This is a genomic window from Cryobacterium sp. MLB-32 (genome assembly GCF_000738085.1).
In the GTDB taxonomy this organism is placed as follows: Bacteria; Actinomycetota; Actinomycetes; order Actinomycetales; family Microbacteriaceae; genus Cryobacterium.
The window spans coordinates 1-19,891 of record NZ_JPRS01000033.1 but is presented as its reverse complement, the minus strand read 5'-3'; the positions used below and the strand labels follow the sequence as shown (position 1 = coordinate 19,891).

At 67.5% G+C, this 19,891-nt stretch carries 15 protein-coding genes and 2 pseudogenes; 9 read left to right on the top strand and 8 right to left on the bottom strand.

The features are described 5' to 3' along the window. The first annotated feature begins 7 nt into the window (after positions 1-7). The gene (locus tag JF66_RS05660; protein WP_035876203.1) at positions 8-1,129 is read left to right on the top strand and encodes a mandelate racemase/muconate lactonizing enzyme family protein; all 1,122 of its coding nucleotides are present in this window, start codon (positions 8-10) and stop codon (positions 1,127-1,129) included. Here JF66_RS05660 and JF66_RS05655 read toward each other — a convergent pair. From JF66_RS05655 to JF66_RS05630, 6 genes are read right to left on the bottom strand one after another with little or no spacing between them, the layout of a single operon-like run. Then, on the bottom strand, positions 1,114-2,214 hold the full coding sequence (locus JF66_RS05655) for a serine hydrolase (RefSeq protein ID WP_081882175.1): 1,101 nt from the start codon (positions 2,212-2,214) through the stop codon (positions 1,114-1,116). The genes JF66_RS05660 and JF66_RS05655 overlap by 16 nt on opposite strands. Next, on the bottom strand, positions 2,190-3,113 hold the full coding sequence (locus tag JF66_RS05650) for an LD-carboxypeptidase (protein WP_051973164.1): 924 nt from the start codon (positions 3,111-3,113) through the stop codon (positions 2,190-2,192). Before JF66_RS05650 ends, JF66_RS05655 begins: the two co-directional genes overlap by 25 nt. Next, entirely contained in the window at positions 3,110-4,747 is a 1,638-nt protein-coding gene (locus tag JF66_RS05645; RefSeq protein WP_051973163.1) for an ABC transporter ATP-binding protein, read from the bottom strand. Before JF66_RS05645 ends, JF66_RS05650 begins: the two co-directional genes overlap by 4 nt. Then, positions 4,747-5,658 carry an ABC transporter permease gene (locus tag JF66_RS05640; RefSeq protein ID WP_051973162.1) on the bottom strand — a complete coding sequence of 304 codons (912 nt, stop codon included), beginning with the start codon at positions 5,656-5,658 and terminating at the stop codon, positions 4,747-4,749. Before JF66_RS05640 ends, JF66_RS05645 begins: the two co-directional genes overlap by 1 nt. Beyond that, a complete protein-coding gene (locus JF66_RS05635) occupies positions 5,655-6,683 on the bottom strand; it encodes an ABC transporter permease (protein ID WP_035876201.1) in 1,029 nt (342 codons plus the stop codon). The genes JF66_RS05640 and JF66_RS05635 overlap by 4 nt, the downstream gene beginning before the upstream one ends. 1 nt (position 6,684) lies before the next feature. Next, positions 6,685-8,523: an ABC transporter substrate-binding protein gene (locus tag JF66_RS05630; RefSeq protein WP_035876200.1), complete on the bottom strand. Its 1,839-nt coding sequence runs from the start codon at positions 8,521-8,523 to the stop codon at positions 6,685-6,687. Between the two features lie 176 nt (positions 8,524-8,699). Between JF66_RS05630 and JF66_RS05625 the strand changes: the two genes are divergently transcribed. From JF66_RS05625 to JF66_RS05615, 3 genes are read left to right on the top strand one after another with little or no spacing between them, the layout of a single operon-like run. Further along, the gene (locus tag JF66_RS05625) at positions 8,700-10,010 is read left to right on the top strand and encodes a M20/M25/M40 family metallo-hydrolase (protein ID WP_035876199.1); all 1,311 of its coding nucleotides are present in this window, start codon (positions 8,700-8,702) and stop codon (positions 10,008-10,010) included. A 35-nt stretch (positions 10,011-10,045) separates the two neighbouring features. Next, on the top strand, positions 10,046-10,930 hold the full coding sequence (locus tag JF66_RS05620; RefSeq protein ID WP_035876198.1) for a MurR/RpiR family transcriptional regulator: 885 nt from the start codon (positions 10,046-10,048) through the stop codon (positions 10,928-10,930). A gap of 4 nt (positions 10,931-10,934) precedes the next feature. Then, entirely contained in the window at positions 10,935-11,987 is a 1,053-nt protein-coding gene (locus JF66_RS05615) for an alcohol dehydrogenase catalytic domain-containing protein (RefSeq protein ID WP_035876197.1), read from the top strand. A 269-nt stretch (positions 11,988-12,256) separates the two neighbouring features. Here the strand turns inward: JF66_RS05615 and JF66_RS05610 are convergent, their stop codons facing one another. Then, positions 12,257-13,642: a glycine--tRNA ligase gene (locus JF66_RS05610; protein ID WP_035876196.1), complete on the bottom strand. Its 1,386-nt coding sequence runs from the start codon at positions 13,640-13,642 to the stop codon at positions 12,257-12,259. 154 nt (positions 13,643-13,796) lie between these two features. Between JF66_RS05610 and JF66_RS05605 the strand changes: the two genes are divergently transcribed. From JF66_RS05605 to JF66_RS05595, 3 genes are read left to right on the top strand one after another with little or no spacing between them, the layout of a single operon-like run. Further along, positions 13,797-16,061: a carbon starvation CstA family protein gene (locus JF66_RS05605; protein ID WP_035876214.1), complete on the top strand. Its 2,265-nt coding sequence runs from the start codon at positions 13,797-13,799 to the stop codon at positions 16,059-16,061. Beyond that, entirely contained in the window at positions 16,061-16,270 is a 210-nt protein-coding gene (locus JF66_RS05600; RefSeq protein ID WP_035876195.1) for a YbdD/YjiX family protein, read from the top strand. Before JF66_RS05605 ends, JF66_RS05600 begins: the two co-directional genes overlap by 1 nt. A gap of 39 nt (positions 16,271-16,309) precedes the next feature. Beyond that, a complete protein-coding gene (locus JF66_RS05595; protein ID WP_035876194.1) occupies positions 16,310-17,473 on the top strand; it encodes a hypothetical protein in 1,164 nt (387 codons plus the stop codon). 191 nt (positions 17,474-17,664) lie between these two features. Here the strand turns inward: JF66_RS05595 and JF66_RS05590 are convergent, their stop codons facing one another. Beyond that, positions 17,665-18,006, bottom strand: coding sequence for a PadR family transcriptional regulator (locus JF66_RS05590; protein ID WP_035876193.1), 342 nt, complete (start codon positions 18,004-18,006; stop codon positions 17,665-17,667). A gap of 130 nt (positions 18,007-18,136) precedes the next feature. Here JF66_RS05590 and JF66_RS05585 point away from each other — a divergent pair. Both JF66_RS05585 and JF66_RS05580 read left to right on the top strand, forming a co-directional pair. Beyond that, a pseudogene (locus JF66_RS05585) lies at positions 18,137-18,825 on the top strand (sulfite exporter TauE/SafE family protein). A 537-nt stretch (positions 18,826-19,362) separates the two neighbouring features. Further along, positions 19,363-19,891, top strand: a pseudogene (locus JF66_RS05580) (hypothetical protein); the annotation flags it as partial.

Below are 19,891 nucleotides of genomic sequence, written 5' to 3'. Positions count from 1 at the left end.
CGGAACCATGTCGATCATCACGCAGCTCACCGTGCACCGGGTGCGCATTCCGCTGCTCCGGCCGTTCACGACCGCTGTGCGCAGCGCCACCGAGCTCGAGACCGTGCTCGTGTCCCTCACGGACTCCGATGGGCGCCGCGGCTGGGGCGAAGCCCCGATCAGTCGGGTGACGAAGGCGACAACGGATGAGGTGACGGCCGCCATCGACAGTCACCTGCGTGGTCTTCTGCGTGGGCGAAACCTCGAAGACTGGTTCGCGCTGGCCGAAGCCGTGAACAGCAGTCTCGCTCCGGCGACGGCCCGTATGGCCGTGGACTGCGCCCTGCACGACCTCGCCGCGCAGCAGGCCGGCATACCGCTCTATCGATTGCTCGGCGGCGGAGCGCCCACAATCACCACCGACATGACCCTGTCCGTGGGCGATGCATCCGAACTGGCCGCGGCGGCGCGCACACACGTGGCCGCGGGGTTCAGGTGCATCAAGGTCAAGCTCGGACCCGACGGCGACCAGGTCGCCCGCCTTCGTGCCGTGCGAGACGCGGTCGGCCCGCAGGTCGTGCTGCGCGTCGATGCAAACCAGGCGTTTTCTCCCGAGCACGCCGTCGACGTCATCCGCGCCCTGGAGGATTCCGGGGTCAACCTCGAACTCGTGGAGCAGCCCGTGGGTGCCGCCGACTGGGCCGGCCTCGCATTCGTCACCGCACGCGTCGAGACACCCGTGATGGCGGACGAATCGGTCTGGACCCTCGCCGACCTGCGCACCCTCATCCGGCTCGAGGCCGCCTCGATGGTGAACGTGAAGCTCGCGAAGGCCGGCGGCCTCCATGAAGCCCGCCAGCTGGTGGCCGAGGCACAGGACGCCGGGCTCGGCGTGCTGATCGGCTGCATGCTCGAAAGCACGGTGGGCATTGCCGCCGCCGCGAGCCTGGCCACGGCCTCGAGGCTCGCTGACAGTGCGCCGGGCAGCAGCGGCCTCGACCTCGATGGTGGCCTGTGGCTGCGCGGAACGCCCGTCGAGGGCGGCGCGCACTACGCGGGAAACGCTCTCGTGCTCGCCGACTCTCCCGGCCTCGGCATCGAGGGGCTGGCCGCGGCGACGCCGGTGCACGCGGATCAATCCGCGTCGTAGACCGCGTTCGACACCGCGGCGCGCAACTCGGTCACGTCGGAGTACGAACGGCTCGGATGCACGCGGTTCGTGAGTAGCGCCACCGACACCCCGCGCTCCCGGTCCATCAGCAGCGAGGTGCCCGTGAATCCGTTGTGCCCCCGCGCCTGGGCGCCCGCCCGGCCCATCCAAGGCCGCTGGCCGATGCGCAGGCCGAGTGCCTGGCCGTACCCGACACCCGACTCCCCCGTCGGAAGCAGCCGCGGCAGCTGGTCGGTCCACAGCTCCGCCTCGAGGTCGGGCGGGAGCAGGCCTGGCAGGCCAGCGCGCGTCCGTTCACCGAAGGCCAGCAGCGCTGCCGCCGTGCCGAACAGCCCCGCGTTTCCGGCCGCGCCGCCAAGCGACCACGCGCTCTCGTCATGCACGACGCCGCACACCATTCCGCGTCCGAGCTCGGGCTGGTATTCGGTCGCCGCACAGGCTTGCCCGTCGGACGCGAAGCCGAGATCGGGATCGGCGCCGAGCACGCGTTCGGTCACCAGCTCGGACCACGAACTCCCGGTCACGGCCTCGGCGAGCGCCATGACGGTGTTGTAGCCCACGCAGGAATAGGCGAAGCTCTTGCCCGGCGCTGTCACGAGCGGGGTGGCCAGCACACTCGCCACCAGCCGCGCCCGGCCGCCGGACCCCGGCCGTTTCCAGCCATCCCAGATCGGAGGCAGTCCGGCCGTGTGGCTGAGCAGGTGCCGCAGGGTCACCGTCCGCTTGTCGTCGTCGCGATAGGCCGGCAGCCACTCCGCCACCGGACAGTCGAGGGCGAGCATGTCGTCCCGCACGAGGGTGAGAGCGGTGACGGCCGTGACGACCTTCGTGACGGATGCGAGGTCGTAGCGGGTGTCTGCCTGCGCGGGGGTGCGGGCGGCCGGCTCCAGTTCTCTGCCGTCGGAATCGAAGCGAACCGCGTCACCCACGACGACAGCGGCGCCGTCAGCGCCGTCTCGCGACACTGCGCACGACGCCGAGGGGGTGATTCCTGCCGATACGGCCTCGTTCAGCAGGTCTTCGAGCCGGCCCTGGAGCGTCATCGTCGGCCCAGTTCCAGCCATGGCGCCGATCCCGCGTGGAGGATGGCGGGGGCCCCGAGCGGAACGCTCAGCGCCGCGGGCCCGTGGCCGAACCCCAACTCCCACACGAGCGGAATACCGAGGGGTACGAGGAGTTCCTCGGCGAGAGCACGCACCTCCCCCGGTTCGCCGCACTCGAGCCACGATCCGAGCGCGATCCCGGCGAGACCGTCGAACCAGCCGGCGCGCAGCAGCGACTGCAGCAGGCCGTCGATCTTGTAGACGGGCTCCCCCACGTCTTCGAGCAGGCCGATCCGGCCCGCGTTCCGGGGCACCGCCCGACCGCGTGCGCCGAGGGTCATCGAGAGCAGACTGAGGTTGCCGCCCGTCAGTCGCCCGGCGACCGTTCCCGGCACGAGCGTCACGGCGTCGAACGAGCCGAGCGGCCGACCGCGGAAGGTCTCGAAGAGCGCCTCCCGAACGCCGGCGCGGGCGGTTTCGTCGCACAGAAAGGCCGAGGTGGCGGCCATCGGTGTGAACCAGGTGGCGAGCCCGAGTTTCTCCGACCAGTACTCGTGCACGGCCGTCACGTCGGACGACCCGATCAGCGGCTTGGGCCGCGCTGCCCGGAGAGCGCCCACATCGAGCAGGTCGAGCAGTCGCACCGCACCGTAGCCGCCGCGCACCACGAACACCGCCCGAAGGCTGTCGTCACACCAGGCCTCCTGTAGATCCGCGGCCCGGTCGGCATCGACTCCCGCCAGGTACGGTGCACGCGGATGCCGGTCACCGATGTGCCGGCCGAGCACGGGCACGAGGCCCCACCCGGTCAGCACGGCCACGGCCTCCGCGAGTAGGGCCGGGGCCGGGGCGCCGGACGTGGCGACGAGCCCCACCCGATCCCCGCGATGCAGCGGGCCGAGTTCCGGGTGGCCGGTCACCCGACCGGGTCCGCGTCGAGGGTGGGAACCACGCTGAGCAACCGCCGGGTGTATTCGTGCTGCGGATGCAGCAGAACCTCTTCGACCGGACCCTCCTCGACGATGCGCCCCTGGTACATCACCACGACGCGATCGGCGATGTTCCACGCCAGCCCGAGGTCGTGGGTGATCACGAGGGCTCCGAGCCCGAGCTCGCTGCGCAGGCGCAGCAGCAGGGCGAGGATCTCGGCACGCACGGAGGCGTCCAGGCTCGCCACGGGTTCGTCGGCCACCAGGAATTCTGGATTGAGAGCGAGGGCTCCGGCGATGACGACGCGTTGCCGTTCGCCGCCGGAGAGCTCCTGCGGAATCGCCGAGAGGTAGCGCTCGGGCGGGTTCAGCCCCGCCTTGCGCAGGGCATCGCACGCGAGCTCCCGTTCGTCGCCCGGCAGACGATGGATGCGCGGCCCCTCGGCCACGGCCTCGTAGACCGTCTGCTTGGGGTTGAGTGCGGCCGTTGGGTCCTGCAACACAAACTGCACAGACCGGCGAAAGGATTTCAGTGATGCCCGCTTCTGCTCGAGCCGCGCGCCGTCGAAGAGAACCTCACCGCTCGAGGATGCCTGCAACCCGAGCAGCGTGCGGGCGAGCGTCGTCTTGCCGGAGCCCGACTGGCCCACGAGGGCGACGATCTCGCCGCGCCGGCAGCTCAGGTCAACCCGGTCGACGGCCGTCGTGCCGCTGCCGAAGCGCACCGAGAGGTCTCGGGCCTCAAGCACCACGTCGCCGGGCTTGCGGCGGGCGGCATCCGTGGCGTCGTATCCGGGCAGAATTCGGCGCGAGGTCGGGTCGCCCACGAGGGGAAAAGCGGAGGCGAGCGCCTGTGTGTGCGGATGCTGCGGGTTGCGCATCACCTCGGCGGACGGACCGTCTTCGACCACGCTGCCGTTCTGCATCACGATGATGCGGTCGCAGGTGGCCGCGAGCACCGAGAGATCGTGACTGATCAGCACGAGGGACAGTCCCCGCTCCTGCACCAGCTCGGTGAGCAGGCCGAGGACCTGCGCCTGCACGACAACATCGAGGGCTGTCGTCGGCTCGTCGGCGATGATCAGGTCGGGGTCGCAGGCGAGGGCCATCGCGATCATCACGCGTTGCTTCTGACCGCCGGAGAGCTCGTGCGGGTACGCGGCCCCCTTGGCCACCGGCAGGTCAACCTGGGTGAGCAGTTCGGCGACGCGGGCGACGCGCGCGGCGTCGTTCGTGTAGTCGGGCACCAGATCCTTGGCGTGCACCAGCAGGGCCTCGGCGATCTGGTCGCGCACGCGGCGCACGGGGTTGAGAGAATGCATCGCGCCCTGGAAGACGATCGCCGCCTCCGTCCAGCGCACCGCGCGCATCCGTCCCCAGGTCATCTCGTTGACGGCCTCGCCATCGAGCAGCACCTCTCCGCCGAGTGTGGCGTTACCGGGCAGCAGGCGCAGGACCGACATGGCGAGGGTCGATTTTCCGCACCCTGACTCTCCGGCCATTCCCACGGTCGACCCTGGTTCGACCACGAGGTTCACGCCGTTCACGGCCACGTTCTCACTCGGGCCCTGCTCGGTCTGCACCGTGTAGCTCACACGGAAATCCTTGAATTCGAGCCGGGGCATCAGCGTCCTCGCAGGGTGGGGTTGATCACGGATTCCATGGCGCGGCCCACGAGAGTGAAGGAGAGCACCACCACGACGATTGCCAGTCCGGGCGGCAGCACGTACCACCAGTACCCGCCGGTGGCCGCGCCGGTGTCGAGGGCGGTCTTGAGCATCGAACCCCAGGAGATGTTGCTCGGGTCGCCAAGGCCGAGGAAGGACAGCGTCGATTCGGCGATGATCGCCGATCCCACGGTGAGCGTGGTGTTCGCGAGCACGAGCGGCATCACGGCCGGCAGCACGTGCTTGCCGATCACGTGCGCGTCGGACGCGCCGAGCGCCCAGGCCCGCTCGATATACGGCCGGGCCTCGACCGTGAGGGTCTGCGAGCGCACGAGACGGGCGGTGCCCGCCCAGGACGTGATGCCGATCGCGACGACGATTGTGACCACACCGGGGCCGATCACGCTCGAGAGCACGATGGCCAGCACCAGGCTTGGCACCACGAGGAAGAAGTCGATCACGCGCATCAACACCGCCTGCGCGGCACCCGTGAAGTGGCCGGCCGCCATGCCCATGACGGTGCCGATGACCATCGATACGAGCGTTGCCGAGAAGCCCACGAGCAACGACACCCGGGCGCCCCAGATGAGCAGGGCAAGCACCGAGCGTCCGGCGGGGTCCGTGCCGAGTGGATGCGCGAGGCTGGGCGGGTCGTTCTGCGGCGCGGTGATCTGTGTCACGTCCAGGGTGGATGCCGGGGCCAGCAACGGAGCGAGCACGGCGAGCGCGATGACCGCGAGCAGAACGACCAGCCCCACCAGGCCGGAGCGATTCGAGGCGAATTCCTTCCATACCTCTCCGGCGCGCTGACGGCGGCGGGCGGCGGCCACATTCACGGTTCGGGGGCGCGTGCGGGTCTGGTCACTCATGCGGTACGCAGCCTCGGGTCCAGGACGCGGTACATCACGTCGGCGAAGAAATTCATGACCACAACGATTGCCGAGAACACCACGAAGGTGCCCTGCAGCAGCGGGTAGTCCGGGGCGGAGAGCGCCTGGAAGGTCAGATACCCCAAGCCCGGCCAGGAGAACACGGTCTCCACGGTGACGGCACCGCCCACCAAGCCGCCCAGCGTGAGGAAGATCAGGGTGACGGTGGGCAGCAGCGCGTTCGGAACGGCGTGCTTGCGGCGCACGTCATCTTCACGCAGGCCCTTGGCCCGCGCCGTCACGAGGTAGGCGGAGGTCATCTCCTCGAGGAGGGAGGCGCGCATCACCATGAGGTATTGCGCGTAGACGACGGCGACGAGGGTGAGCACCGGCAGCACGAGGTGCCGGGCCACATCCCAGATCATGGGCAGTCCCGTTTCGGTCGACCCCGCGGTGATCATGCCCCCGGTGGGGAACCAGCGCAGGCCTCCGCCGAAGATCAGCAGCAGCAGCAGCCCCAGCCAGAACGTGGGAACCGACCAAAACAACAGTGCGACCCCCGTCTGCGCCTTGTCGAAGGCGCTGCCGCGCCGCCAGGCCGCCCGCTGCCCCAGCCAGAGGCCGAGTACGACGGAGAGGAGGGCGGCCGTTCCGGTGAGCAACAGGGTAGGTCCGATCCGGTCGAGGATCAGCTCCATCACCGGCCGGTTGTAGGTGTATGACTCGCCGAGCCTTCCCTGAAAGAGGTCGGTCAGGTAACGCCAGAACTGCACGAGCATTGGCTGGTCGAGCCCGTACTGGCGCCGCAGGATGTCCATCTGTTCCGCGGTGACCTGGCGTCCGTCGGCGAGCGAACGCACCGGGTCACCCGGCAAAATCCGGAAGGCGAAGAAGCCGAGCATGATCACCATGACGAGGGAGACGGCGGCACCGCCGGCCTTCAGCCCGATGTAGCGCAGCCACGACGAACCCGGCCGGGGCGCCGCTGTGGGCGCCCCGGTCTCCTCGGCACGAAGTTGCGTCACCTCAGGCGCGTTCGTCGGCGGTGGCCCGGCGACGGCGAATGAACAGGATCGCCCCCGCCCCGATGATCACTGCGAGGGCGATCGGCACTCCCACCGCGAGGGGATTCACGCCGGCATCGGTCTCGGATCCGGTCGACGCGAGGCCGACGGGCGTGGCGCTGTAGTAGCCCCACGGTCCGTTCTGTCCCGTGATAACGCCACCCTCGGCGGGCTGCGTGGCGAACGGTTCGAAGCGGTCGGAGCGGTAGGCCTCAAGGGCGTTCGCGTAGTAGAGCACCTTGTTGACCGCGGAGTCGTAGATCATCTGCTGGGCATCGTTGACGAGCGCGCTGCGCTTGTCCTGGTCGAGTTCGGCGTGCTGTTCGAGGAAGAGCGCATCGAATTCGGCTGAGCAGTAGTTGTTCTCGGACGTGGCCCCGGTGCCGTCGGCGTTCGGCCGCGAGCTGCACTGGTTCATGGAGAGCTGGAAATCCGGGTCGGGCCCCATACCCCAGCCAGTGAAGTAGAGGTCGTAGTTGCCGAGCACCGAGTCGTCGTTCACCTGCGCGGAGGCCTTCATGACCGTGCTCACCTCGATGCCGATCACCTTGAGCCACGGCTTCACGTAGTCGGCCATCTGCTGGTGGATCGGATCCGTATTTCGGCCCATCAGGCGAAGCTCCAGCGGGGTGCCGTTCTTGTCGACTCGTACGCCGTCTGTTCCCATCGGGTAGCCGGCGTTGTCGAGCAGGGCGTTGGCGGCGTCGGGGTCATAGGCGAGCGAGAGGTCCGTCCCGCTCATCTGGTAGACCGGGTAGGCGGCGGGCACCTCACCGGTGGCTTCCTCACCGAGCCCCTGCATGACCTTTTCGAGCAGGGTTGCGCTGTCGATCGCCATGGCGATGGCACGGCGAAGGTCGACGTCCTGCAGTGCCGGGTTGCCGTCGCCCAGGGCCGTACCGTCCGCGGTCTCCGTGCCCGGGTTGATGGCGATCGCCTGGTAGCGACGACCGGTCCCCGCGTTCGTGGTGATCCCGGGTTCGTTCTCAAGCGCCTGAAACTGGGCGGGGGTGAGGCCGTTGACCACATCGAGTTCGCCGGTCTTCAGCGCCTGCACCGCGGCGTCGCTGTTCTTGTACGGGGCGAAGGTGATCGTGGCGATCTTCGCCTCGCCCTGCCAGAAGTTGGGGTTGGCCTTCATGGTGACGCCGGCGGTCTTGTCGTACGTGGCAACGGTGAACGGGCCAGAACCCACGGTATCCGCGTCGTTGGCGAAGGTGGCCGGATCGTCGACCTGAGACCACACGTGTTCGGGCATGATCGGCAGCTGGGTGCCCGGGTTCGGCGCTTGCGGCTCGGCGAGGGTCATGACCAGGGTCTCGTCGTCGGTGGCCTCGACCTTCTCGACGCTCGTGAGCAACGCTCCGTTGGCCTGCTTGAGTTCGTCGTTGTTTTGGATGGCCTGAAAGGTCCATTCGGCATCGTTGGCCGTGATCGGCTCGCCGTCCGACCATTCGCGATCGGCGGGGAGGTGGAAAGTCCAGACCGTTCCGTCGTCACTGGTGGTCCAGGACTCGGCCATTCCCGGGACCTCCTCGTTGTTCTCCGCGCCGTACGCCACGAGGTTCTGATACTGGAGGGCCAGAATGCTTGTGCTCGAGGCCAGGATGGCCTTGAACGGATTGAGGGAGTCGATGTCCCCCGTCAGCGCCAGTTTGAGAGTGGTTCCCGCGGGCGACTCGGCTGGCGTCGTGGCGGCGACCGCCGGAGAGACGAGGGCTGCGGGGGCCAGCACGACCATACCGGCGAGGAGCCCGGCCGCGACCTTCCTCTGGGCAGACAGACGTGGACGTGACGTCACATGTGGACGAGGACTGGTGCGGCGCAACGACATCGATTTCCATTCTTGCTTTGTGGTTCGAGTGGTCCAGCAAATTGTAAATAACCTACAGACCTAACTCATTTTTTGCAACTGATCTACAGAAATGCCGCCGGTTCGGCTAACGTCGGTGAGAACGAGAAGGAGTGTGCCCAGTCATGGTCGATGCCGCCGAGTTGTGCGCCCAATTGATTCGCTTCGACACCACCAACCACGGCGAGGGCCGGAGCAACGGCGAGCGCCTGCTGGCCGAATTCATCAGCGCACTCCTCAGCGACGCCGGCTACGCGCCCGTGATCCTCGGCCCGGAGCCGGAACGGGCATCAGTGGTTGTGCGCATCGAAGGCCATGACCGCGCGCTGCCGGGGTTTCTCGTGCACGCGCACCTCGACGTGGTTCCCGCCGAGCCGGAGCAGTGGAGTTTCGATCCGTTCTCCGGCCTCGTCGCGGACGGCTACATCCACGGCCGGGGCGCGTGCGACATGAAGGACATGGTGGCCATGACGCTCGCCACCCTGCTCGCCTGGGCCGAGGCGGGCGTGAAGCCGCGCCGCGACATCGTGGTGGCATTCGTGGCCGACGAAGAGGACACCGGCGAGCGCGGCGCCCTCTGGCTCGTGGCGGAGCACCCGGAACTGTTCGCCGGCGTCGAGGGCGCGATCGGGGAGTCCGGTGGCAGCCCGATCCTGCTCGACAGCGTTCTCGGCGAGACGGTGCGCGTCTACCCGATCGCCACGGCCGAGCGGGGCACGCTGCACATCCGCGTGCGGGCGGAGGGCGTGTCTGGGCATGGATCCCGGCCCGTGCCCGACAACGCCGTCATGAACCTGATCCAGGCGCTGCAGCGGGTGGGAGAGCACCGTTGGCCCCTCGTGCTCAGTCCGACCGTACGCGCCTACCTCGAGCAGACCACGGCCGCGCTCGGCCATTCCGCCGACCTCCGCACCGAGACCGGCGTCGACGCCGCGATCGACGCGATGGGCGAGGCGGGCGAGGTGGCGAGAGTCACCATCCGCTGCTCGGCGACTCCCACCGTGCTGCGGGCCGGCTACAAGGTCAACGTGATTCCCGGCGTCGCTGAGGCGGACATCGATATTCGCTGCCTGCCCGGCACGGAGAACGACACCATGGCCACGATCGACCGTCTGCTCGGCGAGAACATCGAGCGCACGTTCCTGTCCCACCAGTCACCCGTGGAATCACCGATGGACTCACCGTGGTTCGCGGCCATGGCGGCCGCCCTGGTGCGGCACGACCCGCAGGCCGTGGTCGTGCCGATGTGCATGGGCGGCGGAACGGACGCGAAGGCTTTCGCGCGGCTCGGCATCCAGTGTTACGGCTTCTCACCGATGGGCCTGGACCCTGATGGCAGAATGCATCAGGGAGTTCACGGCGTGGACGAACGCGTTCCGGTGGAAAGCGTCATTCGCGGCCAGTTGATTCTGCAGGACTTTCTGACCAGCCTCTAACCCCAGCCAACGTCACCGAGCCCAGGAGGCAGCGGATGAGCATCCAGTCCACCATCCACTCTCTACTACCCTCCATGTCGCCGTCGATCCGTCGGGTGGCCGACGCGGTCATCGCCGACCCCGCCGTCGTGCTTCGCCAGACCATCTCGGAGCTCGCCGTCACGTGCAAGACCTCTGAGCCCTCCGTCATCCGATTCTGCCGCACCGTCGGCCTCAGCGGCTACGTGCAGCTGCGTCTTGCACTTGCCACCGAGATCGGGCGGGAGGCCGCCAACGCTCCCGGCGCCCGGCGCTTCGGCGAGGACTTCAGCCGCGGCGACTCCCTCACCGACGCGGTCGCCAAGGTGAGGTTCACCGAGACCATGGGCATCGAGGAGACGCTCGACAACCTCGACATGGCCGTTCTCGCCGAGGTCGCTCGCAAGCTCGACGACGCCTCGCGCATCCTGATCTACGGGGTCGGCGCGGGTGCCATCGTCGCCGATGACCTGCGCTATAAGCTGTTCCGTATTCGGCGAATGGCCTATTCCTTTGACAGCGCCCACGAGGCCCTGATCGGCGCGTCTCTGATGCGCGACGGGGACATCGCGATCGCTTTTTCGCACAGCGGCCGCACCACGGAAACTCTCGAGTTTCTGACCAAGGCGCGTGAGGCCGGCGGCACGACCATCGCCGTGACCAACACTCCGACCTCGTCCCTCACCCTGCAGGCCGACCACAGTCTCTTCACCGTGGTGCGCGAGACGGCCTTCCGGTCCGGGGCGATGGCCTCCCGGATTGCCCAGCTCGCCATCGTGGACTGCATGTTCGTGGCCGTCGCCCAGCGCAGTTACGAGAGCACGATCGAGGCCCTCGAGACCACGCGCCACGCAGTTCGTGGCAAGAAGACACCGCGCAGACAGTCGGATCAGGCAGACTGACGGTATGAAAGCGGTCTACTTCGAAGAGTTCGGTGCGCTGCCCGTCGTTCGTGAGGTGCCGGAACCTCTCCTGAGTGCCTCCGGTGTGATCGTGCGAGTTGAGGCCACGGGCGTCTGCCGCAGCGACTGGCACGGCTGGCTCGGCCACGACGCCGACATCGCCCTGCCGCACGTGCCCGGGCACGAGCTTGTCGGGGTCATCGACGCGATCGGGCCGCTCGTGCGCCGGTTCCGGGTGGGCCAGCGCGTGACCGTGCCGTTCGTCTGCGCGTGCGGTGAATGCCCGGAATGCGACAGCGGCAACGGGCAGGTATGCGCCGACCAAACCCAGCCGGGCTTCACTCACTGGGGTTCCTATGCGGAGCGGGTGGCCCTTCACCACGCCGACTTCAACCTCGTGGCCGTTCCCGACGATCTCGATTCCGGTGCCGCTGCCCTGCTCGGCTGTCGATTCGCCACCTCCTACCGTGGTCTGGTGAACCAGGCCCGCCTGCAGGCCGATGAGACCCTCGTCGTCGTCGGCTGCGGCGGCGTCGGCCTCTCCGCTGTGATGATCGGACGCGCCCTCGGGGCAACCGTGCTCGCCGTGGACATCAGCGAGTCCGCCCTCGAGGCGGCATCCCGGGCTGGAGCAACGCACACCGTCAACTCGGCAGGCCTCGACGATGCGGGCGTCGTCGCGCGTATCCGGGCCCTCACGCCGGACGGTGCCGGGGCGCAGGTTTCCGTCGAGGCCCTTGGCCGAGAGAACACGGTGGCCATCGCCATCCGTTCGCTGGCCATTCGTGGTCGCCACGTGCAGATCGGCCTGCTCGCGGAAGACCCCCGCCTACCGCTCGGAGTCGTGATCGCGCGCGAACTCACCATTCTCGGCAGCCACGGCATGGCCGCGGCCGACTACCCGGCGCTGCTCGCCCTCGTCGCCTCCGGCCGACTGCGCCCGCAGGATCTGATCACCGCTCGGATCCCGCTCGCCGAGGCGCCGGCCGCCCTGGCCGCGATGTCGGGCACCACCCAGCAGGCCGGTGTCACCCTGATCGAGTTCCCCCGCTCGTAGCCGCGGCGCCCCACCGCCACGAACCGCCATCTTCGGCCCCTTGCCACGCCTCCATGGGGCAGAAGTTGGCACGTCGCGCGGTGACCCGGGCATCCACGGGGCGGATGTTGGCACGTCGCATGGCGAGATGCCAACTTCTGCCCCATGGCCCGCAGGAAGCTGGCAGCAGACAGGCTGGCAGCAGACAGGCAGCAGACAGGCAGCAGACAGGAAACGCCCCTTCGCGCGTGGCGAAGGGGCGTTTGCTGGCGTGTGGTGCCGGTTGCGGGCTACGCGCCGCGGAGGCGCACCGCGAGGTACGCATCGAGCTCGGCCAGCGGCACACGCTCCTGCAGCATCGTGTCGCGGTCGCGCACGGTAACGGCCTGGTCATCGAGCGAGTCGAAGTCCACCGTGATGCAGTACGGCGTGCCGATTTCGTCCTGGCGACGGTAACGACGACCGATCGCGCCGGCATCGTCGAAGTCCACGTTCCACGACTCGCGCAGGCGCGCCGCGAGCTCGCGGGCCATCGGCGACAGCTTCTCGTTGCGCGACAGCGGCAGAATCGCGGCCTTCACCGGCGCGAGGCGCGGGTCGAGCTTCAAGACGGTGCGCTTGTCCACGCCGCCCTTCGCGTTGGGCACTTCTTCCTCGTGGTACGCGTCGACCAGGAAGGCCATCAGTGAGCGGGTCAGGCCGGCGGCCGGCTCGATCACGTACGGGGTCCAGCGCTCGTTCTTGGTCTGGTCGAAGTACGACAGGTCCTTACCGGATGCCTTGGCGTGCGTCGACAGGTCGAAGTCGCCGCGGTTCGCCACGCCCTCGAGCTCGCCGAACTCGCTTCCGACGAAGCCGAAGCGGTACTCGATGTCGACGGTGCGCTTGGAGTAGTGGGACAGCTTCTCCGCGGGGTGTTCGTACAGGCGCAGGTTCTCGATGCGGATCCCGAGGCCGGTGTACCAGGCCATACGCGTGTCGATCCAGTACTGGTGCCACGTCTCGTCTGTGCCGGGCTCGACGAAGAATTCCATCTCCATCTGCTCGAACTCACGGGTGCGGAAAATGAAGTTTCCGGGCGTGATCTCGTTGCGGAAGCTCTTGCCGATCTGGCCGATGCCGAACGGAGGCTTGGACCGTGACGCCTGCAGCACGTTGGCGAAGTTCACGAAGATGCCCTGCGCTGTCTCGGGGCGCAGGTAGTGCATGCCGGCCTCGTCATCGACCGGGCCGAGGTAGGTCTTGAGCAGGCCGGAGAAGGCGCGCGGCTCAGTCCAGATGTGGCGGTTGCCGCAGTTGGGGCAGGGAATGTCGTCGAGGCCGTTTTCGGGCGGGCGGCCCTTCTTCTCCTCGTACTGCTCTTCGAGGTGGTCGGCGCGAAAACGCTTGTGGCAGCTGGTGCATTCGATCAGCGGGTCGCTGAAGACCTCCACGTGACCGGATGCCTCCCACACCTGACGAGGCAGGATGACGCTGGAGTCGAGGCCGACGACGTCGTCCCGGCTCGTGACCATCGAACGCCACCACTGCTTTTTGATGTTCTCTTTGAGTTCGACGCCGAGTGGTCCGTAGTCCCACGCTGAGCGGGATCCGCCGTAGATTTCACCGGCCTGGAAAACAAATCCGCGGTGGCGGGCGAGGGCGATGACGGCGTCGAGATGAGTGGGGGCGGCCACGGTGGCTCCAATGGTCGAAGGCGGGGATGCGGGCATGCCGGAAGGCAATCCCTCTATTTTAGGCGCTCCCAACCCGGCCGACTGTTACCTTTACTGAAGGAATATCACTATGTCCTTAGGTACTCAAGGGGGAGACATGGGCATCACGTCCCACATGTCAGAGGAATCAGCACGAAAAGTCGACACACTGGAGCTCTCACCGGGTGATCTGCCCGTAGCTCTCGACACGGACGTACACCACGCCGAGGAGCGGGGCTGGACCCCGCTGAAGATTGCGATCTGGGCCGCCATTTCGCTGCTCGGCGGTGTGAGCTGGACCATGCTCGCCATCGTGCGCGGCGAGACCGTCAACGCGATCTGGTTCGTTTTCGCGGCAATCTGCACGTATCTCATCGGCTATCGCTTTTACTCGAAGTTCATCGAGAAGCACCTGCTCAAGCCCGATGATCGTCGTGCCACCCCGGCCGAGTACATGGCCGACGGCAAGGATTTCGCCGTCACCGACCGCCGCGTGCTGTTCGGCCACCACTTCGCCGCCATCGCCGGCGCAGGCCCGCTCGTCGGTCCCGTTCTCGCCGCGCAGATGGGCTACCTGCCGGGCACCATCTGGATCATCGTCGGCGTGATCGCCGCCGGTGCCGTACAGGACTACCTGATCCTGTACTTCTCCATGCGCCGCGGCGGACGCTCGCTCGGCCAGATGGCCCGCGACGAACTCGGCCTCATCGGCGGCACCGCCGCCCTCATCGCCACCCTGGTGATCATGGTCATCATCGTGGCCATCCTCGCTCTCGTGGTGACGAACGCTCTCGCGGAGAGCCCCTGGGGCGTCTTCTCGGTCGGCATGACCATCCCGATCGCCCTGTTCATGGGCTGCTACCTGCGGTTCTTCCGGCCGGGCAAGATCACCGAAATCTCGATCATCGGCTTCGTGCTGCTCATCGCCGCAATCGCGGGCGGTGGGGCCGTGGCCGGCACCGAGTGGGGTGCCACATTCTTCACCCTCGACAAGGTCACCATCGCCTGGGGCATCATCATCTACGGTTTCATTGCCGCGATCCTGCCCGTGTGGCTGCTGCTCGCTCCCCGCGATTACCTCTCCACGTTCATGAAGATCGGCACGATCGGCATGCTCGCCGTGGCGATCATCATCATCCGTCCCGAGATTGCGGCGCCCGCCGTGAGCGAGTTTGCCGCGACCGGCGGACCCGTCGTCAGTGGAAGCCTGTTCCCGTTCCTGTTCGTCACCATTGCCTGCGGCGCCCTCTCGGGTTTCCACGCGCTGATCGCCTCGGGCACCACGCCCAAGCTCATCCAGAAAGAACGCCAGAGCCGCTTCATCGGCTACGGCGGAATGCTGATGGAATCGTTCGTCGCCATCATGGCCCTCGTCGCCGCGCTCTCGATCGACCGCGGCATCTACTTCGCCATGAACTCCTCCGCCGCGCTCACCGGCGGCACCATCCAGGGCGCCGTCACCTTCGTGAACAGCCTCGGCCTCACCGGCGTCAACCTCACGGCCGACATGCTCGCCCAGACCGCCAAGGACGTGGGCGAAGCGAGCATCGTCTCCCGCACTGGAGGCGCACCCACCCTCGCCGTGGGACTCGCGCACATCATGCAGCAGCTCTTCGGCGGCGCAGGCTTGATGAGCTTCTGGTACCACTTCGCCATCATGTTCGAGGCGCTGTTCATCCTCACCGCAGTGGATGCCGGCACTCGCGTCGCCCGTTTCATGCTGCAGGACAGCCTCGGCAACTTCTTCCCGAAGTTCACGAACACCAGCTGGCGCCCCGGGGCCTGGCTGGCCACGGCCATCATGGTCGCGGCCTGGGGAGCAGTGCTCCTGATGGGTGTCACGGACCCGCTCGGCGGCATCAACACGCTATTCCCGCTGTTCGGCATCGCCAACCAGCTGCTCGCGGCGATCGCGCTGGCCGTATGCATGGCCATCGTGGCCAAGCGCGGCCTGTTCAAGTACCTCTGGGTCGTCGCCGTTCCGCTCGGTTTCGCCGCCGTGGTCACGATCTACGCCTCGTTCCTGAAGATCTTCTCCACCATTCCGGCGGTGGGCTACTTCGCGAACCACAAGGCGTTCGCCGATGCGCTGGCGGCGGGCGAGACGAGCTTCGGCACCGCGCCATCCGTTCTGGCGATGGAAGCGGTGGTGCGCAACACCATGATTCAGGGTGTGCTCTCGATCCTGTTCGTGGTGCTGGCCATCATCGTGATCTTCACGGCCATTCAGGCCACCGTGAAGGCGTACCGCACCGGGTCGAACTCGAGCAACGAAGACCCTGCGGTGCAGTCGCTGATCTACGGCCCGGCCGGCTTTGTTCCGACGAAGGCCGAGAAGGAGCTGGAAGCGCGCTGGAACGCGCTGCCGGCCGACAAGAAGCCCGTGCGGACCGGCCACTGATGACGCTGCTCGAGGGCGTGCGCAAGGGGGTTCGAGGCGCGGCCTGGTACCTCCGCGCGCTCCTCGGCGAGGACGCGTACGACAAGTACGCCGCTCACCACGCGTCGATTCACGCCCAGCCGGGCGCCGAGCCGGTGATGACCGAGCGGGAGTTCTGGCGCGACCAGACCGACCGCCAGGACAAGAACCCGCAGGGCCGCTGCTGCTGACCGCACACCCGGCCCCCGTGCACTCACTAGTCTGAGCGTATGGGGGTTGGGGTACGTCGGCGGTGGTCGACGGTGCTCCTCATCTTCATCGCCTCCCGGGTGGTCACGACGGTCTTTCTGGCGACGATGTTCGCACTCGCCTCCGGCCGCGGGTGGACATTCGCCAGCTATCGCGCCAACCCGAGCTTCTTCACGTTTTCGGGATCCTGGGACAGTTCGTTCTATCGCCAGATTGCGCTGCACGGCTACCCGAGCATCCTGCCGACGGATGCCACCGGCCTTGTCGAGCCCAACGCGTGGGCCTTCCTCCCGGTGTTTCCCGGGCTCGTCCGGGGTGTCATGGAACTCACCGGTCTCGCTTTCTACCCCGCCGGAGTGCTCGTGGGCACCCTCTTCGGCGCAGCCGCGGCACTCGCCCTGTACGGCCTTCTCTACTCTCGGGTCGGGCACACCTCGGCGTTCTGGGCCGTCGTGCTCTTCTGCTTCGGCCCCCTGTCGTTCGTCTTGCAGGTGGCCTACGCCGAGAGCCTGTACCTGTTCCTCGTATTCTGCAGCCTGTGGGCCATGCTCCGGCGGCGCTACCTGCTGATGATTCCGTTCGCGATCGTCGCCGCCTTCACCCGACCCGGCATACTGGCGGTCTCGCTCGCCCTGGGGGTCTTCTTCCTGATTCGGTTTGCGCACCGGCGCGCGGATCCCTTCCCGTGGCGCGAACGCCTGGCGATGATCGTCGCCGGCCTGCTGATCGGGGCGGCCGGGCTGGCCTGGCCGCTCGTGGCGGGTGCCGTGACGGGGATGCCCGACGCCTACCTGGACACCGAGCTGTCCTGGTGGACCGGCTTCGTGGGTCGGGTGGATTTCGTTCCCCTCACGCCATGGTTCCTGATGGCCGGGCGCTACCTGGGGCCGCTCGGGGTGGTTCTCGTGATCGCCCTTGCTGCCGGGTTTGTGTGGTGGCTGTGCCGACCGTCGGCACGTCGCCTCGGGCCGGAACTCCTCGTCTACAGCGGGAGTTACGGGCTCTACCTGCTCGCGGTCTTCCTGCCGCAACAGAGCCTGTTCCGACTCGTGATGCCGCTGGCCCCGCTGCTCGGTGACCCGGCGCTGGCACGCTCGTCGGGCATCCGTCGCACGCTGCTCGGAGTCGGTATCGCCCTGCAACCGGTCGCGATTGTGCTGCTCTGGTTCATCGGGTACCCGTGACACGGCATCCGCTCCAGTCAGCTCGCCGCTGAGTCGAGCGTCCCGCCCAGTCCCGCGGTGTGGGAATACAGCTGCGGGGTGACCAGGGCATCCCGCGCCCGCTAACCGGATTCCGCGAGAAACTCGCGTGCGCTGGCCGGCGTTGTGTGATTGGGCCTTGTCTGATTAGGCCTTGTCGGTCTCACGATCTCTCATCTGCCATCGGGCCTCTCGTCAAGGTGCGTTCGGATGGTGTCGGTGAAGTCGCGCCACTGGCTGCTTTGGCGGTGGAGTTCCTCGCGTCCGACCGTCGTCAGCGAGAAGTATTTCCGGCCGGGGCCGCCCTCTCCCGCCCGCCACTCGGTGGTCAGCCAGCCCGCGGCTTCGAACCGCGTGAGCAGCGGATAGAGCGTGCCGCCCTTCACGTTGCCAAACCCGGCTGCCTCGAGTGCACTCGCGATGGCGTATCCGTAGGTAGCGCCCGGGGCCACGGCGCGGAGCACGCACAGGCCGAGGGCCGCGCGCATCCATTCCCCGGGCCATTGTTGCGTCATGGCTGCATAGTGGCACTGACTAGTCACACTGTCTACCGCAGAAGTTACAGTGGAAAGACGTGCGGGGATAGGGAGACCAGAAGTGTGGGTAACGGTTTTGGTGCTGGTCGCCGTGTTCGTGGGCTCGAGCATGCAGCGGATAACAGGCATGGGCTTCGCGCTCGTGGCCGCACCCTTCCTGGTGCTGCTGCTCGGCCCGATTGAGGGCATCCTTCTGGTCAATGCCTGCGGGGTTCTCGCCGCCGCGCTGATCCTGCCTCGCGTGATCCGCCACGTCGACTGGCGACGCTATGCCGCGCTCGCGTCCTTTGCGCTGCTCGGCATCATCCCCGGCGCGTGGTGGTGCAACACGTGTCGGCCGCCTGGCTGCAGATCTCCATCGGCCTGCTGCTCGTCGTGGCACTCACGTTTTCCGTTGCCCTGCGCCGGGCGACGCTCCATGACACCATGGCTGTGCGATCGATGGCCGGCGCCGCGAGCGGTCTCATGAACGCGACCGCTGGCGTGGGCGGCCCGGCCGTGAGCATGTATGCACTGGCTACGCACTGGTCCCACCGGGGATTCGTCGCCACCATGCAGCCCTATTTCCTCACGATCGGTGCGACCTCACTCGTGGCGAAGATGGTCTTCGGCAACGCCGAACCGCCGCAGTTGAGCGCCGTGATCTGGTTGTTGATCGCTGCAGCCCTCGTAGCCGGGCTACTGCTGGGCGACGTCCTCGCCCGGGTGATCGAACCGTCCGTCGCACGGCGGATGCTCGTGGTCATCGCCTATCTGGGAGCCGCGGCAACCGTTGTGCGGGGCATCACCCAGCTCTGAGTCGGCCACCGGGCCACTGCCAGTGCCAGCCGCGGGCCGCTTCTCGTTGGTCGACGAGCGCCGTCTACGGCGCGCCTCGAGACCCCACGACCTGATCCCGACGCCCCCCGATCTCGACAGGGCTTGGATTGAGCCTGTCGAGATCTCGATCCAAGCGCTGGTCGAGGAGCGAGGAACGCTCGGGTCGAGCTTGTCGAGAACAGTCTCGAGACCTCGTGAGCCGATCCCGAAACGCCACCTCGATCTGGACAGGCTCGATCCAAGCGCTGGTCGAGGAACGAGGGACGCTCGGGTCGAGCTTGTCGAGACCAGTCTCGACACCTCGTGACCTGATCCCCGCAACGCCACCCCGCCGCTGGTCGAGCCTGTCGAGACCCCGCGAGCCGACCCCCGCAACGCCACCCCGCCGCTGGTCGAGCCTGTCGAGACCTCGTGAGCCGATCTTGCCACCCGTGAGGCGAATAATGCTTCGAATAACTTCTCCACAATACTGAGGTTTTCTCGAACAGTGTCAGTGGTCCATGGGAAAATTTAGTCATGGAGAACACCAATGAAGTTCCTCCACCGGAGGACGCCGCGGGCAGCAGCCCGCCCGAACCCGTCGGCCTCTCGCCCGAACAGCGCGCAGCGGCCGATACCCAGCTCCGCTTGCTTGATGCGGTGAAAGAGCACGACCGGGCGATCTGTGCGGCGCAGGCCGCCCGAGCGGCCGCGGTCGACGAGATCGTGCGCTGGACCCGGGCGACGGCCGAGACCGGCCGACCCACCACGGCCGCTCGTGGAAGGAAAGGGTACGTGGAGTGGTCGTCGATGACGGCCGCGCACGAGGGACTGGTCGCTGAACTCGCGTGCCTGTTGACGCTGACGGAGAATTGCGCCCGCAACCTCATGTGCCACAGCGAACTCCTGCAGCACAAGCTGCCCGCCACCCGAGCAGCCCTGACGCGCGGGGACATCAGTTACCGCCACGTCGAGGTCATCATCGACAACGTTCTGGCCCTCCCCGATGAGGCCTGGCAGGACTTCGAACGAGAGGCTCTCACTGAGAGTGAGACCCTGACGGTGC

Bases quoted from the DNA above. Each gene is read 5' to 3' on its own strand.
- JF66_RS05620 (WP_035876198.1), top strand. From the start codon at position 10,046: ATGAGCATCCAGTCCACCATCCACTCTCTACTACCCTCCATGTCGCCG.
- JF66_RS05605 (WP_035876214.1), top strand. From the start codon at position 13,797: ATGTCAGAGGAATCAGCACGAAAAGTCGACACACTGGAGCTCTCACCG.
- JF66_RS05595 (WP_035876194.1), top strand. From the start codon at position 16,310: ATGGGGGTTGGGGTACGTCGGCGGTGGTCGACGGTGCTCCTCATCTTC.
- JF66_RS05615 (WP_035876197.1), top strand. From the start codon at position 10,935: ATGAAAGCGGTCTACTTCGAAGAGTTCGGTGCGCTGCCCGTCGTTCGT.
- JF66_RS05645 (WP_051973163.1), bottom strand. From the start codon at position 4,747: ATGCCCCGGCTCGAATTCAAGGATTTCCGTGTGAGCTACACGGTGCAG.
- JF66_RS05590 (WP_035876193.1), bottom strand. From the start codon at position 18,006: ATGACGCAACAATGGCCCGGGGAATGGATGCGCGCGGCCCTCGGCCTG.
- JF66_RS05660 (WP_035876203.1), top strand. From the start codon at position 8: ATGTCGATCATCACGCAGCTCACCGTGCACCGGGTGCGCATTCCGCTG.
- JF66_RS05600 (WP_035876195.1), top strand. From the start codon at position 16,061: ATGACGCTGCTCGAGGGCGTGCGCAAGGGGGTTCGAGGCGCGGCCTGG.
- JF66_RS05640 (WP_051973162.1), bottom strand. From the start codon at position 5,658: ATGAGTGACCAGACCCGCACGCGCCCCCGAACCGTGAATGTGGCCGCC.
- JF66_RS05625 (WP_035876199.1), top strand. From the start codon at position 8,700: ATGGTCGATGCCGCCGAGTTGTGCGCCCAATTGATTCGCTTCGACACC.
- JF66_RS05655 (WP_081882175.1), bottom strand. From the start codon at position 2,214: ATGGCTGGAACTGGGCCGACGATGACGCTCCAGGGCCGGCTCGAAGAC.